Source organism: Paenibacillus sp. 37, from assembly GCF_008386395.1.
GTDB lineage: Bacteria > Bacillota > Bacilli > Paenibacillales > Paenibacillaceae > Paenibacillus > Paenibacillus amylolyticus_B.
On the sequence record NZ_CP043761.1, the window covers coordinates 5,243,967 to 5,259,235 of the forward strand.

Consider the following 15,269-nt stretch of genomic DNA (forward strand, 5'->3'; position numbering starts at 1 on the left):
GACAGAATAACCTTCCGATCGCTGTTATCCCCAGATTTTTTGATTTTCTTTTCTCAAAGGGGAAAATCCGGGGATAGCGTATGCTTCCGATGTAGCTTTCTTGCAGAAAGCTTGTAGGCGAGCGCTTCGCTTCTTCAGGTTTTTTCTGTCCTCTCCGTTTGGTGTAAATGTTTAATTCAATTTATATAGTTTCATATGTCCTATGACTTTTTTAAAAATATAAGGCAAAACAAATCCGTTGAACTAGATGACAATTTACACCGAGACTACAATGACAGAACAACTTTCAGATCACTGTTATCACTTTGACTGCAACGTTACACCGTCCAGTACAACGGTTGTGATGGAATTGTCGGCCGTAGGCACTTCCAGTCCGTTTGCGTACACCGGTATGTCTTCAAGCTGTTCCATGTTCCGATCCGGTGAAGTCTGATACACCTGCGCGTTGGCTGATTTTCCGTACGCATACCCTTCCAGTTCAAACGCCGTTGTTCCAGCCGACAATTCATTACGAATGACCAGCACCAGTCGTTGACGTTCCGCATCATAGGCAGCCAACGTGCGACCATCATCCGTTGGAATAATTGTAGCACCAGGACGAATGAACTTCGTAAACTGGGCCATGCCATAATACTGTTTGGTCATCTCATACTGCTCTTCTCCGTTAAAATTGGCGTGAATGAAGCCCCAATTATTATTGGCCCCTTCATCTTCAACGGCCTGCCAATATACCCAGGCGGATGGCTGCATGATTTTCAGATCAAACATGATCCGCTCCGCCAACTCCTGCACCGAGGTCATATCCTCATGACTGTGCGGCTCGCTGCCGCCGGTTCCGTACTCGGACATCCACAGCTTCTTGCCATGGCGCTCTGCCAGCGTGCGCAGCTCTTCCATTTTGCTACCATTATAGGAGTGGGTATTGATCTGCTGGATTACGTCCAGCGTGTCCTGATCGTAGAGGTTGAAATTAAACACCGTCTCATCAATACTGTTATCGTCCGCGGCACTAATGACGGTTCCATCCAGTCCTTTGCTCTTCAACGATGCAGCGGCTTTCTTGATAATCTCGGCCTGCTTCTCATTCGTAAAATGACTGCCTTCCTGCATATTGCCTTTCTTCCACCAGTCGGAGGAAGGTTCATTAAGCGGATTCAGTGTACGGAAAGTGATCCCCCACTCGTCCCGATAATGCTTCACAACTTCGGTCAGATAATCGGCAAATGCATCATACTGGTCGTCACGCAGGTTATTGCTGCCATCCACGGCTCCGGTAACCGATCCACTAATCGTCATCCAGTAGGGTGGTGAATTGGAGAATGCTTCAGCAATGTTCACGCCGCGCTCCATCGAGCCTTGTAGTACAGCACGCTGACCTGCATCGGCATTCCAATCCCACTCCCCAGGTTCAGGCTGAAAGCCAGGTACATCCCCACCGGGACGGAGGGCTTTCATCTCCGGATTTTCCTCACCGCCAATATTGTAACGAACGATGTTCAGACCTAATCCTTTCTCCGGGTCAAAGACCAGATCCATCACTTCACTCACTTTCGCCTGATCCTTCCATCCGCCAAGATCGTTGGCCCACCAGGCAAGTGACGTGCCCCAGCCTTCAAAATGATCATAGGACTGATCCAGCTTCAGACGCACAGGCTGCCCTTGGAACTCAAGTGTTTTGGATGATTCATTGGCAAAATGATTGATAACAATTCCTCCTCCTGCCAGCAGGGCAACCAGGGCCACACCCATGAGGATGTAACTCCGTTTGCTCCTGCTGCGTTGTTTTTTATGCGCCATGGGCTATACAATCCTTTCTCCATGTACGTTAATGACTTCATTGGCCTTGAACAACAGGTTCAATACATACACGCTACACACCTACTGTTACTTGATTCCGCTGCTTCCGCCGCTAATGTTCGCTTCATAGACATAACGTTGTCCGAACAGATAGACCAGCACCATCGGAATGGTGAGGAAAAGGGAAGCGATCATGACAAGGTTCCAAGGCGGCATCTGTCCGCCACCTACCGTAGTCAACAGCTGCACCCCGAGTGCAAGCGGCATTTTCTCCGGGTCATTGATATAGATGAGCGGCCCCATGAAGTTGCCCCAGTTATAGGAAAACGAGAAGATCGCAATGGCCGCCAGAATTGGATACGTCAGTGGCAGTATGATCCTCCAATAGATTCCCGGGTGGCCCATTCCGTCGATCATGGCGGCTTCATCCAGTGATTTGGGAATACTCATGACGAACTGTCGAATCAGGAATACGTTGAATGCCCCAGCGAAGAAGCTCGGTACGATCAGCGGGTAAAATGTATTAATCCAGTCCAGGTGACGGAAGATGATGAACTGCGGCACCATCGTCACCTCACCCGGAATCATCATCGTACTGAGCAACACAATAAACAGGAAACGGCTTCCTTTCGCTTTGATCCGGGCGAAGCCGTAGGATACGACCGAAGCTGATAATACCGATCCGACAATCGTAAAGACGGTGATGATAATCGAGTTTTTGAGATACGTACCAAGATTGTTATTCGTGAAGATCGTATAGAAGTTCGACCATTGGAACTCCATCGGTACGAAGGTAAAGGCTGACTTGACGGTTGTTGCGTCACTTGCCAGTGCAATGGAGATCATGTACAGGAAAGGTGAAGCAAGCAGCACCCCGACCAGAATCAGAAAAATGTAGGATATCGTCTTCTCCACAGTCGATGGATTACTCATTGGCTTTTCCCTCCTCGTAATGCACCCATAGCGCCGATGAACGGAATACAACCAGTGTCAACGCCATGATGATAATGAATAATACCCACGCAATCGCCGATGCATATCCCATTTTGTAGAATTGGAACGCATTCTGGAACAAGTAGGGAACGACCATCTGACTTGAATTATCAGGTCCGCCGGCAGTGACGATGAATACCTGCGCGAAGGTCTGGAGCGCTCCGATCATGCCAGTCACGAGATTGAAGAAAATGACGGGAGTCAGCATCGGGAATGTAATATGGAAGAACGATTGTGTACTTTTCGCACCGTCGATGGCAGCGGCCTCGTAGAATTCCTGCGGTATTCCTTTCATACCTGCAAGCAGTAATACCACACCACCACCCACACCCCATAAGGACATGAGAATCAATGCAGGTTTAACCCAGTTCGGATCAAGAAGCCAGGCAGGACCCTGAATACCGAAGATCGCAAGTGCCTGATTGATCAATCCTTCCGTCGGCGCAAGCAAGTGGATGAAGAGCAATGAACTCGCAACCACCGGAACGACGGAAGGCAGGTAGAACAGAATCCGGAAGAAAGTAATACCTTTGATCTTCTTGTTCAGGTAATACGCGATCCAGAGCGAGATCGACATGCCCAGCGGGATCGATATCAGGGCGTAGAAGAACGTATTTCCCACCGCTTTCCAGAAGATCGGGTCATCCGTCAACAGTGTTTTGTAGTTGTCTATACCGATAAATTCAGGGGACTGGAACAGATCCCAGTTCGTGAAGCTCATATAGATGGAAAATAGGATTGGTCCCAGGGTCAGCCCCAGAAATCCGAGCAGCCAAGGCGAGATGAAGATATAAAACCATTTCCCGTCCTTTTTTTTCACGTTAAGCCCTCCCATGACGCAGAGAGCAGATGAAATCCGCATTCACGCCGAATTCCACCTGTCCTCCTGTCGATGCTATTTGAACAACCTCTATTTGTAGAGTCTTTCCAGTCCACTCTGGATTTCGGTTACGGTATCATCAAGCGAAGCTTTGTTATTGAAGTACACACCCAGCTTGTCGTTAATGAGCTTCATCATTTCGTTCCATTGCGGGTTGAATGGTTCTGCATAGATCGTCGATTCACTGAACGCAGCCATGTTAATTTTTTTGCCACCATATTCAGCATTGAGGAATTCATCACTGGACAGACCCGCTTTGGTTGCAGGAGCATCCTGACCGGCTTTGACCATTGGCATCTGCGCTTCTGGTGTCGTCATTGCTTCAATCACTTTGAATGCCTCTTCCTTGTGTTTGGAAGCGTTGGTAATCGTTAAACCGTTGAAGAATGCGTTTGTTTCGCCCCATACCGGAGAAATATCCCAGTTGATGCCTTCGACCTTAGCAAGCGAACCAATGTTCCAGAAACCGGTTGTTTCCATGGCGATCTTGCCTTGTGCAAACAGCGGATCGGCTCCGATATTCCCCATGTCGGCAATCTCAGTTGGCGTTGGTCCTGCACCGTGGGTGAAGGTCAGATCATTCATGAATTGCAATGCTTTACGCACAGGCTCCGTATCGAAAGTTGGTTTGCCACTCTCATCGAACAATGAGCCACCGTTCTGGTAGATCAGTTGCATCCATTGCGGCCACCAGCTGCCTGGGTAGTAGCCCCATTGAGTCGTTTTGCCGTTCTCCTTCACCGTCAGCTTCTGAGCAGCCGCCATCAGATCGTCCTGCGTCCAATCTTTGGTTGGGTATTCCACCCCGGCTTTATCAAACAGATCTTTGTTATAAAAGAGGACCATTGCGCCTGCCCGATCCGGCAAACCAAATTGCTTGCCATCATATTTCATGAGGTTTGCTATATCATCGGAATAACGCTCAGACATGTTCACATTGTTCGCCTTAATCATGTCATCCAGCGGTATAATCTGATTCTTGGAGGCGTAGGCCTGATAGTTCTCGGCAATCATCATGATGTCCGGTGCTGTTCCCCCGGCGATCATCGTCTGTACCTTCTGGTCATAATCTCCTGCAACCACGTTCAGCTTCACGTTGATATCGGGATACGTCTGTTTCACAATGTCGAGTCGTTCCTGATAAATCTTCTTCTCATCCTCCGAGCCCCAGATCGTCATGCTTAGATCAACCTTGCCACCGGACTCGCCGGAAGAACCGTTTTTACTCCCGCTACTGCAGGCTGTCAGACCCATTACCATGACCAGCATCAATAACGAAATGACCTTTAGACTTCTTCTCATACGTTACGCCCCCTTGAACTAATGAATGGATGACCACACTGAAACCCGTTTCATGAAATGGGTTTCATTAAGCTGAAACATAAAACCCGTTCCACTTTATGAAAGGGGTTTCATTCACGCACTCATTATATTTCACCCTTCGAGGAAATGTCAACGCTTTCTTTTCCAATTACAGGCCCTTTATCTTGCAGCAGGTCCTGTACTTTGACGCACAATCAGCTCCGGTTGCAGAATGATCTGCTTCTTCGGTTTGCCTTGGTTAATCAGCTCATGCAGCACATCCACAGCCTGTTTGCCAAGCTGATATGTGTTCTGGGAAACGGTCGTCAGTTCCGGTATAACCGCACTGGCAAGAGGTGTATCATCATAACCCACAATGGATATATCCTGTGGAATCGAGAGCCCATGCTCAATCGTCGACTTGATTGCACCAATGGCCGTATTGTCATTCACACATATGACCGCGGTTGGCGGATTGTCCCGATCCAGCAGTTTGGACATTTCCCGTTTGCCATCGTCGATGGAGAAGCTGCCGAGCAGTTGCCGTTCTTTTGGTATTTCGAGCCCATGCTCCCGAAGTTTCTTCTGCACAGCTCTGACCTTGACCATGGTGGTTGATAACTCTTTCAGCCCGCCGACAAAGGCGATATCGCGATGCCCCAGTTCAAGCAAATGCTCAGCTGCAAGGGCCGCCCCTGCTCCTTCATCGGTGTACACCCGGTGGAACCCGCCTTTGGCAATATTGCCATTGACCAGCACGATCGGCATGCGTTTGCCCATATCAATCAATTCCTGCGCCATGTCATCCGGACAGACCTGCATGTTGATTCGCCCGCCGAGAAAAATAATTCCGTCTACCCGCTTTTCTCGCAAGATGGACAAATATTCAGACTCCCTGTTGTAGTCGCCTGCGGTATTGCACAGAAAGAAGGTATACCCCAATCCGCGAGCCTCATTCTCCGCACCCCAGAACACTTCCGGGAAAAACGGGTTTGTAATGTCCGGCAGGATGATGGCAATGGTGCCCGTCTCTTTCTTGATCAGACTGCGCGCCTGCGCATTGGGCTGAAACTGGTGTTTTTCGATGATGGACATAATCTTCTCTCGGGTGCTTGCACGCACAGGTGCCGTATCATTCAGTACCCGGGAGACCGTCGCGACAGATACATTTGCTTCCTTGGCGATGTCGTATATGGTGATCGGTGTCATAGCGGAACCTTCCTTTTTCTCTAATTTTCCCTATTTTCCCTGCTTATCATACCAGATAAGGAATGCCGATGAAATGGGTTTCATTGTTGGGCGAATGATTTCACACTGAACCCATAGAAGTTCCGGGTATGACATTCATACGTGAATTGTTCGTTGTATTACGCATTAGCGTCAATATTTTCAACCGGACATGTTTGCTTTTCTTTATTTCACCTTCTAATCTGCGTTTATGGTCCATATATTAAATTGTAAGCGAATTCATTGGAGATTAGAGGAGTGTGAACAACGTCATGATCATTCAAGTCAGTCCGCTGGCAGAAGCAAGACTTACTGAAAAGCTGGGAGATCGACCAGGCTATTTCAAATTGTTTTATGATACCGATGGATGCGGTTGTGACGGAATTGCGGTACTTCTGATCTTAAACGAACCGGATAGCGATGATGTTACCGTAGAAGCGGGGTCGCTTCCCTTTGTAATCAACAAACAGCAGCAGATTTACTTTGAACCCTCTCTGAGTCTGCAATCCGAGCACAGTTTCCCTTCATTCCGATTAAGTAGTGATTCCATGATCTATGGCAGTAATGTTAAAGTCCATGATTTACGAGATACCGCAGACGTAGCCCCTCAGCCCACTGGATGGTTTGTACGATAAACGTTGAATATGCACTATAATCAAAACCTCCCAATCCCATATGCTCCGTGGGACAGGAGGTTTTTTTATAAATTTCGATGAGTTCATTAGGCATTCTTTTCGAAAACATTTCATATTCGTGCAGTGCCTCTGTACCTCTGCCGCTCTATTTCCGACCATTTTTCAGGACAAAAGAGGTGAAAATTTGATTAATTAATATGGACTTTAGTTTAATACAAATAATTACAAGCAAACCGTATACTTAGATAACCACATATGAATTTGGGAGATACACAAAATGGAATACCTGATTAAAGATATGAGTCTAGTTATACCAAAAACACGGTTAGACAATGTATCCGTTTAGAAGTGTCGAGGAGAGGAAAATTGAAACTTATGAAGTTACCCACAATCCTGAACGTAGTCCGCATCTTGTTGAGTATTAAAGTTATATACCTTATTGTTTCTTTCAGTGTATTTCTCTATATTTTCAGTCAAAATCCTGAAGCCTTCGCCGGTTATCAAGTGAACGGCAATGATCTGATTAATTTCTCTAATGAAATTACTGGGAGAATCATATTTTTGATCATTCCTAGTTTGCTTGCTATCATTTGCATCACCAAACGACAATTCAGATCGACTGTTACGTTCCTGAGTATCGCTTTATTTATCGGACTACTGAATGAAGGATTATTAACTGGACTTATTCAACTATTCGCCTTGTTAGTTGTGCTCTTACATCGACCAAGTAAGATATTCTTAAAGCGCCAGGATTCAAATGACACAGAGACACAATACATCGCCAAGAAGAGCCTGACTTAAACGTCTGGCTCTCTTTTGCTTTGGTTTATTCACAAACAAATCCATTAAGCGTACTTATCTACCCGACAACTCAATGTAACTAAAATTACTTCACAAGAATTTCAATTGGATTCATGGTTAAAGAGATATCCGCGGTCATATCCACAATGAGATTTTGTTTCCCTTTTTTGGTTACCATAAATTCATCTTCAACCTCAACCACTTGACCTGATATAAATTCAGTTACATATCCTACATCCGTATAATTACGCTCCTCGTTACTACCGGAGAAGGAGAAACGAATTATAGGTTTTCCATGGGTAACTTCAACGGGTTTAATACCTGTATATTTTAAAGTCCCTTTTACTTTCATTGTCTCACCCGTGCCTATAACAGTTGGTGTTGTTACTTCGAGAACAAAATCAGATGCGACTACACGTTCAGTAACTGTATCTTCAAGTTTCTCTGTTGATGAACACCCAGATAACATCGCGGATACCACTGATACCAACATTAAGATGCTATTACTCATTTTATTCATTTCACATCACCTCTCTCATACTCTAACGAATGATATATGGAGAGGGTTGCTCAATTCGTTCATTGATTCCCCTGAAATATCGTTTACCAATGGTTCAATCATTTATCACACGAATTCAATTAACTTCCTATCTATTTCTGCGATATCACCAATCTCGGATGTGCCATCCCAAAGAATTATTGAAGAAGCTTCATCGTTTTCAACAAAATCATCAAGTTTGCACAGTTCACCCATGAACAGAGCTCCATACTCTGTCCGTTCCGGTCCATGAAAACTTGGCTGGAGTCTAAACTTCATTAGCCCTTTGAATTCAGCTGTATCCAGAATTTGATTGGTTTCCTCATACAATTCTCTAATTACACATTGCTCCGCATTCTCTCCAGCTTCAATAATCCCCCCTGGAAGTTCCCAGTTTTTTCTCCACTTATTATGCATGAATAGATACTTCCCTTGGCACTTTACCACAATTAGAGCATGTGTTAATGGAGCATCCAGTTTACTTGTAATGACCTTATCGTACTCGAGACGAATAAATTCTAGAAAAATGTTACCTCTTGAATCTGTCATGATTGCCATTTACTTTCCTCCATTTCTTTGTAACAAAAATAAAAAAACGCGCTAGACCTAGTTCATATAACACAGGATGGGAAGCGCGAATAGCGTTAGGCCATTCTCCTAATCATCGATATGTGGAAATAATACCCATTATTGTACGTTAGAGTCAAGTATATAATTTTGCTCATTTACCTATATCGTCTCTTGGATAATCGCCATCGTTTATCCTAAATCCATAAAAAGCGACTTTCGATAAACCTAGGCTCAACAACATCCCGGGTCAAGGTTACGAGTACCTGTCTCACAAACGGGATGAATTACTAGAATACGTTTTTTTCATGTAACCTTTTAACTACCTACCCGATCTAATATATAAGTAACGTTACGAACATTCTAATACTTTTAGTAAGAAAGCAGGTGAACCCTTGCATACAGATTCTATTGTCATCAAAGCCAAAGCTGGGGATCCTGAAGCATTCGTGCAGTTGATGCTAGAGATGGAGTTACCTTGATATAGAACTGCAAGGTCCATCGTCAACAATGACGAAGATTGTGCAGATGCCCTGCAGGAGACAATGCTTAAAGCCTTTAAGTCCATCCACACACTCAGAGAGTCCGCTTTTTTCAAAACATGGATCTTCCGGATTCTGATTAATGAATGCAACAAAATGGTCAAAAGCAGCTCCAGAACGCTTCCTTACGGAGAGCCGAAGTCACTTCCACTTCCAAGGATTATGAGAAAATCGAATTGTGGGATGCCGTTCAACATCTGGAGGAGAATCTACGGACTGTGATTCTGCTTCATTACCTACAGGACATGCCGATCAGCCAAATTTCCGACATTCTCGAAATTTCTAAGGTAGCCGTGAAGACCCGGCTGCATCGCGCCCGTAAAAAGCTAAAACATTCATCTCAAATCAATCAAAAAAAAGGAGTTGCGACATCGTGAACACTAAGTTAGAAGAACAATTAAAGAGCTGCCAAAGCCTACTTCCTAATCAGTTATCGGATGTTGCCCGCTCCAAGATGAATGAGACTTACCAAATCATCAGAGAAACCGATAATTCCGTTTCCTCGATTGAGCGAAAAACAAATGGTTCAAGAACTTTTAATAAATGGTGGGTTTCCACTGCAGCCGCTACAATCCTTGGAGTGACACTCATTGCTTCCGGCTTTGTATCGCCCGCAATGGCTGATGCTCTCAAGCAAATTCCGGTCCTAGGACAAATCTATTCATTATGGGGAAAAAACAACTTAGATCCCGGTCTTCAACAAGCTGATGATTTCATCACAAACGTAAATCAAAGCGTGACCCATGGCAACGTGACTATGAATATTCCAACGTTGTTATTTGACGGAACCCGCATTCTTATGAACGTAACCACTCCTGGAAATCGCCTGGATTCGGAGCCCAATTCGCTGTCTTCTGATGCCAATAGAGGGGCAGTGGATACGTTAGAGGTCCTTTATAAAGGCCAGCCTCTGAGCTGGAATTCCGATTTTATGGACGGTAAGAATGCTTCCAGCTTAATCGTTCAGGTTACCAACACTACTGTCACAGAGCAGAATGTCCAGTTCCCTGATCAGTTTGACTTGAGTGTAAATGTAACGTTAAAGGGTTACGATGTCCCGTTCCAATTCGTTCTGCCTGTTACAAAAACTACGCCCGTTACCGTTCTCACTTCAGAGGAGACCAAGCATCATGATAACATTAACTTGCAGATCAGCAAGCTGGAAATCACCCCTATCACAACGCAGTTATCCGTTGAGTACAAAACCAATCCGGACCAGAGCATAGAAAAGATGCTCGCTTCTATCCCTTCGGAATACAAGGGTGCTAACGGGGGAATCATTGCTCTTCAATATGATATTGTGGATGAACATGGCGTTCAACTGAAGCCCATCGGTTCTCACCCCATTAGCGAATCTTATAATATTCGCTTTGAACCCTTCAAGACGCTACCGCGTACCGTAACCATCAAACCGTACTTAGTCGTATCCGAAGGTCAAGCCCCAGCTGAGGTTATAGGACGGTGGGAAGACAAACGTATGGTCAAGAAATACATCCCTGAGCTAGAGACTGTACTTTCTGTGCAATAGTGCAGCTGTAAAAAGAACCTTAATATCTAGTATTAAAAAGGTTGCAAACCTATAAAAGACGAAGCCGTAAATGGTTTCGTCTTTTTATGTAAATGAATTTAACCCCTGTCTAGCCTAAGTCAATTCATCTTGTTCACTAGTGTATTGATAGATATCCATTCAGCCTTTACTTCGCCAACCATTAGAACCCTTGTTTAATTACTTTTATACTATGTTGCGCTAACCTGTCCGTTATTTCAAAAAAAGCAGCCGATCACATGGATCAGCTACTTTTTTTGTGTTAATAGTTAGACTAATTTAGAATCTCGCCTTTATCTATTTTCGCCAAGCGTTTATGCCAAACTGCGAGTTGTTCAGGCGTTTGTCGCACCCAATCTTTCACTTCGCCAACAATTTTTAGTGGGGCTTTGCTGCGATATGATCGCGTCGGATTACCTGGGAATTTCTTATCCGTCACATTTGGGTCATTTTCCCATTCCCCTGTTGGTTCAACAAGATACACGCGCGGTTCACCACCGCCTTTTGCCAACTCCGCAGCTAACCCAGCCCCATCACGCAAAGCTGTAAAATAAATGTGATTCATCACAACATCCGAATTGTAATTTGAACGAAAGCCAGCTGTAAGCAAGTCCCCAATCTGCAAATCTGCTCGTGTCCCATGATAAAAAGGACCTTTGTCAAGAATTTCAGCCATCTCGCCACCACCCCCAAATTTAGTAAGATCCTCTATTTTATCATAACCTGCCCTTAAATTTCTCTTGCATAATACATCCATAGTGCCAAAAATACGATTAAAACAAATAATAAACAAGTTAGTAAGGTGTAAAATATCATGGTTGAATCCCGCTATGCGGCGCGGTGAAAAATGGAGACGCCTACGATTTCCGACACGGCTATTCATTAAGACTTCCCGATCGCAGACTTAGGATTGAAACTCTTTTCCCCATACTCTTATAGACTCGATGATACTCGACAATTTATTTCCTTGTTCAGTCAGGGAGTATTCTACTTTGGGTGGCACAGTGTCTTCTACGACCCTCTTCACAATCCCATCCGCCTCGAGTTCCCTGAGTTGTAAAGTCAACATCCGTTGTGTAATCCCTGGTATTAATCGTTTAAGTTCATTAAATCTGACCGATTTTTCGGATATAATGTCGATAATGATTCCCTTCCATTTTCCTCCTATCATATGTAAAACCATTTCAACAGGACAGGCCTTTATAACCTCTTCACTGCAGTCGCCATAATTTTTTAATCCATATCCCATATTGCCACTCCATTCATTAAGTTACAAAAATGTGCGTACTTATAAGTATCAATCATTTCCACTATATTAACTATATCAGAAATGAAAGGAGATATATCACGGTTACAATGAGAGAATCTAACTAGCAGTCACAACTATAAGAAATAAATACACTTTTGTAGGTACAGATTGTAAAAACAGATTAGGGAGGAAATTTTATGAATAAATCCAAGATCGTATTAATTACAGGCGGCAACAAAGGTATTGGTTTTGAGACAGCAAGACAATTGGGAAACATGGGGTATGAGATTTTAATAGGAGCAAGAAGCGAAGAAAAAGGACATGAGGCCGTAACGCGCTTGGAAACGGAGAACATTAAAGCTAAAACGGTGGTTCTTGATGTCACAAAACCCAGCTCCGTTCTCTCCGCAGTAGAATGGATTGAACAAGAATATGGATACCTTGATATCTTGATTAATAATGCAGGCGTGTTTTTTGAAGGCAACACATCTCCAAGGGAACTGGAACTGTCCGTTCTCAAGAATACTTATGAGACAAACGTTTTTGGCGTATTTTCTGTCATCACTGCATTACTTCCATTGCTCCAAAAATCTTCTGCCGGAAGAATCGTAAATCTTTCCAGCGCATTAGGTTCCTTAACTTTGAATTCAGACCCAACGTCGGAATTTTATAATGTGAATTCGCTCGCCTATAATAGTTCCAAAACGGCTGTAAATGCTTTAACTGTTTTCTTTGCTAAAGAATTAAGAGATACTCCTATTAAAATCAACTCGGTTTGCCCTGGATTTACAGCTACCGATTTAAATGGTAATACTGGCTATCGCACAGTCGAACAAGCAGCTTCCAGTGTAGTTAAGCTCGCCACAATCAATAATGATGGTCCAACGGGTAGCTTTTTTGATGAAAATGGAGTTGTGCCTTGGTAAACCATTTTACCCGTGCAGTTTCTGAGTATTCCGCAAGCTATATGCAGTTTACCCCGTCCCACTCACCAGAGTAGCAGAGTAGACATTCTGTGTAATCAACGGCTATAAGGATTTGTTCATGTCCACTATCGGAATAGGGTCAAATTCATGTGTCTGACCAAGGACATGAACTTGACCCTTTAAAATGAAAAAAACGCGCTTAGAGCGGGTTTGCATAGGGCTGTATTAATTGACTCCATAACTTCGCAATCTGCGATCTACAATCCAGTAATGTACATTTAATATTGATTGCTAAGTTGAATATGTATTTAAACTAACCTGCCCGTTAGTTCAATAAGATAGATCAACAACATCGTCCAACTCTGAACAAGCTGATCCCCATACTTCCCCATCAACACGATAACCGCCACCACTCCATTGAAGCAAGTAGTCTCCAGTACTCATACCTTCTGAGTAACCTTCTTTAACATTTATCCAATCTAACGATTCCCCGGGAGCAATTGTTCTAGAGAGATACACTCTATTAGTATCCAAGTGCGTTAAACTAACATTGACTTCATGGCTACTATTGTTCTTCATAAGCAGTTTTATATGTACAAATTCCGGATTTAAGGAAAAGGGTTGCTGCACCGTAGCTCCTCCAGAAGCAATAAAGTGGGAGGGTTTACTCGCTTGTTCACTTAAATAATTAGAAAGGATTTCACTTTCGGACTTGCTTGAAAATACAACAGATTTTGGAGGAGACAAATTCTCTTGAGTTGGACTTGTTGAATCACAGGCAGTTAGGGTCACTGTTGTTAAGGCTAATGTTACAACAATATAAAATAGTCTCTTTTTCTTCAATACTTCATCCCTCATATTCTTTTATTAGTTTTTCTTTAACCTGTAAAAAATCACTTGTGACGAACAACGCTATTAATTAGTCAAAAGTTACACTTGTAATTCGCAAGATGACATTGAGTTAACCTGCCCGTCACCTGAACAAAAGCAGCCGATTAGGTTAATCGGCTACTTTATGTGGTTTATTGACCTATCGTATTCCCTTAGTGTAACAAATGACGACTGGGACTGATATCATTAACACTTCAGTATCATTTAAAACCGAAATGCCTCTCAACTTCTAATAACATCTGCTCTTTATTGGACTGAGATGTTCTCATAAACCATTTTAATTGATACTGCTCTGCTTGTTGCAGATAATGATTCGATGCTCTAACCACTGTGTTTAATGTTTCGTCCCGTGCACGTTGTGGATCTGATAAACTAGGAAACAAATCTTCCATGCCTCTCAGATGATCTCGATCCAGATAATCTGCTCGAATGAGGTCATCTTCTGCAAACATATAAATAACTCGGTTGGGGTCAGCAATCTCCCTTAGATAAGCAGGTTCCATAAAAGTATCTACTACGATTGGCTTCTCTTTCCCCATCTGTAACAAATCCAAGATGATAAACTCCACACTTTCGTCAAACACGGAATTTAACCAGTGATTTCTATCATTCCCTCGTCCTAAAAAGAACCATTCCCAATCAATGAAATGTCGCAAAATTGCTGGATGATCCTGTGGATTAGCCTTTTTTTGATAATCGAAAGTGTGGTCGTCTGAAGAATAATAATTCATATTCCATTTTGAAGAAAGCAAATTAGTCATCGTGCTTTTTCCGCCGCAAGGGCCTCCACATGTCCAATAAACATGATCTAAATACTGTCTTAATAGTCGGTCTGAAACTTTCATAGTATGAACAGCTCCTAGTATAAGATTATTTTCTTATAAGGGAGAATGTCTCTTGTCCTATTTGCACTAAATGTCCAAGTCGCTGGCATTTTACACCGCCTTTCCTAGCTTCCTTTTATGACAAATTTATTTCTCGGAATCGCTTTTCACAAAATAATTACCATGAGAAAAAATTTGTTTGGTATCGGCCGTTAAATGATCTAAGTTATCAACCGTTTCCTTCTCGGTAATGTAGGGGTCTTTCTCGGTTACCCTTTTAAATGTTCCAAAAGAAGTCGTTATACCACTGACATTTTCTAAAGCTCTATTTATTTCCTCTTCTGATAATTTTACTCCTGGACCAAAATATGGATAGTTTGGGTTATCCGCTGTAGCATCATCATTATGATGACCAGCATAAATACTTAAAGCAGCCACTGCCGAAACAGTCATTATCAATGCCGTACTAACCAATAATTTTTTCACTGAATGTCACTCACTCCTCAATCGTTTCTATAGTATGCATTCATATATCCATTGCCTTCTAGTTC

Annotated in this window: 17 protein-coding genes and 1 pseudogene; 6 read left to right on the forward strand and 12 right to left on the reverse strand. The window is 43.4% G+C overall.

All coding sequences use genetic code 11. From position 1 onward, the window contains the following. Positions 1 to 300: 300 nt before the first annotated feature. The 5 genes from F0220_RS22500 to F0220_RS22520 all read right to left on the reverse strand — a co-directional run bounded on the left by F0220_RS22500 (position 301) and on the right by F0220_RS22520 (position 6,181). Complete coding sequence (locus tag F0220_RS22500) at positions 301 to 1,797, reverse strand: glycoside hydrolase family 30 protein (RefSeq protein ID WP_105599942.1); 1,497 nt, start codon at positions 1,795 to 1,797, stop codon at positions 301 to 303. Between the two features lie 87 nt (positions 1,798 to 1,884). Then, positions 1,885 to 2,730, reverse strand: a complete 846-nt coding sequence (locus tag F0220_RS22505; protein ID WP_091013492.1) for a carbohydrate ABC transporter permease — start codon at positions 2,728 to 2,730, stop codon at positions 1,885 to 1,887. After that, the gene (locus F0220_RS22510) at positions 2,723 to 3,610 is read right to left on the reverse strand and encodes a carbohydrate ABC transporter permease (protein ID WP_091013489.1); all 888 of its coding nucleotides are present in this window, start codon (positions 3,608 to 3,610) and stop codon (positions 2,723 to 2,725) included. The genes F0220_RS22505 and F0220_RS22510 overlap by 8 nt, the downstream gene beginning before the upstream one ends. A 90-nt stretch (positions 3,611 to 3,700) precedes the next feature. Then, positions 3,701 to 4,972, reverse strand: a complete 1,272-nt coding sequence (locus F0220_RS22515; RefSeq protein ID WP_091013486.1) for an ABC transporter substrate-binding protein — start codon at positions 4,970 to 4,972, stop codon at positions 3,701 to 3,703. Positions 4,973 to 5,152: 180 nt separating this feature from the next. Further along, positions 5,153 to 6,181: a LacI family DNA-binding transcriptional regulator gene (locus tag F0220_RS22520; protein ID WP_105599944.1), complete on the reverse strand. Its 1,029-nt coding sequence runs from the start codon at positions 6,179 to 6,181 to the stop codon at positions 5,153 to 5,155. Between the two features lie 290 nt (positions 6,182 to 6,471). Between F0220_RS22520 and F0220_RS22525 the strand changes: the two genes are divergently transcribed. Continuing rightward, positions 6,472 to 6,834, forward strand: coding sequence for an iron-sulfur cluster biosynthesis family protein (locus tag F0220_RS22525; RefSeq protein ID WP_105599945.1), 363 nt, complete (start codon positions 6,472 to 6,474; stop codon positions 6,832 to 6,834). Positions 6,835 to 7,209: 375 nt separating this feature from the next. Next, a complete protein-coding gene (locus tag F0220_RS22530; protein WP_146117046.1) occupies positions 7,210 to 7,635 on the forward strand; it encodes a hypothetical protein in 426 nt (141 codons plus the stop codon). A gap of 85 nt (positions 7,636 to 7,720) precedes the next feature. Here the strand turns inward: F0220_RS22530 and F0220_RS22535 are convergent, their stop codons facing one another. Continuing rightward, positions 7,721 to 8,155, reverse strand: coding sequence for a hypothetical protein (locus tag F0220_RS22535; protein ID WP_105599949.1), 435 nt, complete (start codon positions 8,153 to 8,155; stop codon positions 7,721 to 7,723). Between the two features lie 105 nt (positions 8,156 to 8,260). Then, the gene (locus F0220_RS22540; RefSeq protein WP_105599951.1) at positions 8,261 to 8,731 is read right to left on the reverse strand and encodes an NUDIX domain-containing protein; all 471 of its coding nucleotides are present in this window, start codon (positions 8,729 to 8,731) and stop codon (positions 8,261 to 8,263) included. A 542-nt stretch (positions 8,732 to 9,273) separates the two neighbouring features. On the opposite strand from F0220_RS22540, the pseudogene F0220_RS33260 reads away from it, so the two are divergent. From F0220_RS33260 to F0220_RS22550, 3 genes and pseudogenes are all read left to right on the forward strand, one after another. Further along, positions 9,274 to 9,339: pseudogene (locus F0220_RS33260) on the forward strand (RNA polymerase); the annotation flags it as partial. Between the two features lie 29 nt (positions 9,340 to 9,368). Continuing rightward, the gene (locus F0220_RS33005) at positions 9,369 to 9,659 is read left to right on the forward strand and encodes an RNA polymerase sigma factor (protein WP_223199755.1); all 291 of its coding nucleotides are present in this window, start codon (positions 9,369 to 9,371) and stop codon (positions 9,657 to 9,659) included. Beyond that, a complete protein-coding gene (locus tag F0220_RS22550) occupies positions 9,656 to 10,810 on the forward strand; it encodes a DUF4179 domain-containing protein (RefSeq protein WP_105599953.1) in 1,155 nt (384 codons plus the stop codon). Before F0220_RS33005 ends, F0220_RS22550 begins: the two co-directional genes overlap by 4 nt. A 292-nt stretch (positions 10,811 to 11,102) precedes the next feature. On the opposite strand, the gene arr is transcribed toward F0220_RS22550, so the two are convergent. Continuing rightward, positions 11,103 to 11,711 carry an NAD(+)--rifampin ADP-ribosyltransferase gene (arr, locus tag F0220_RS22555; RefSeq protein WP_223199756.1) on the reverse strand — a complete coding sequence of 203 codons (609 nt, stop codon included), beginning with the start codon at positions 11,709 to 11,711 and terminating at the stop codon, positions 11,103 to 11,105. Positions 11,712 to 11,732: 21 nt separating this feature from the next. Next, entirely contained in the window at positions 11,733 to 12,077 is a 345-nt protein-coding gene (locus F0220_RS22560; RefSeq protein ID WP_105599956.1) for a winged helix-turn-helix transcriptional regulator, read from the reverse strand. Positions 12,078 to 12,274: 197 nt separating this feature from the next. Here F0220_RS22560 and F0220_RS22565 point away from each other — a divergent pair, with 197 nt between their 5' ends. Next, complete coding sequence (locus F0220_RS22565) at positions 12,275 to 13,003, forward strand: SDR family oxidoreductase (protein WP_105599957.1); 729 nt, start codon at positions 12,275 to 12,277, stop codon at positions 13,001 to 13,003. Positions 13,004 to 13,333: 330 nt separating this feature from the next. Here F0220_RS22565 and F0220_RS22570 read toward each other — a convergent pair whose 3' ends face one another. The 3 genes from F0220_RS22570 to F0220_RS22580 form a co-directional block, all read right to left on the reverse strand. Next, on the reverse strand, positions 13,334 to 13,846 hold the full coding sequence (locus F0220_RS22570; RefSeq protein ID WP_146117045.1) for a pilus assembly protein: 513 nt from the start codon (positions 13,844 to 13,846) through the stop codon (positions 13,334 to 13,336). A 248-nt stretch (positions 13,847 to 14,094) separates the two neighbouring features. Next, entirely contained in the window at positions 14,095 to 14,739 is a 645-nt protein-coding gene (locus F0220_RS22575) for a hypothetical protein (RefSeq protein ID WP_105599961.1), read from the reverse strand. A gap of 126 nt (positions 14,740 to 14,865) precedes the next feature. Further along, positions 14,866 to 15,204: a hypothetical protein gene (locus F0220_RS22580; protein ID WP_105599962.1), complete on the reverse strand. Its 339-nt coding sequence runs from the start codon at positions 15,202 to 15,204 to the stop codon at positions 14,866 to 14,868. Between the last annotated feature and the right edge of the window lie 65 nt (positions 15,205 to 15,269).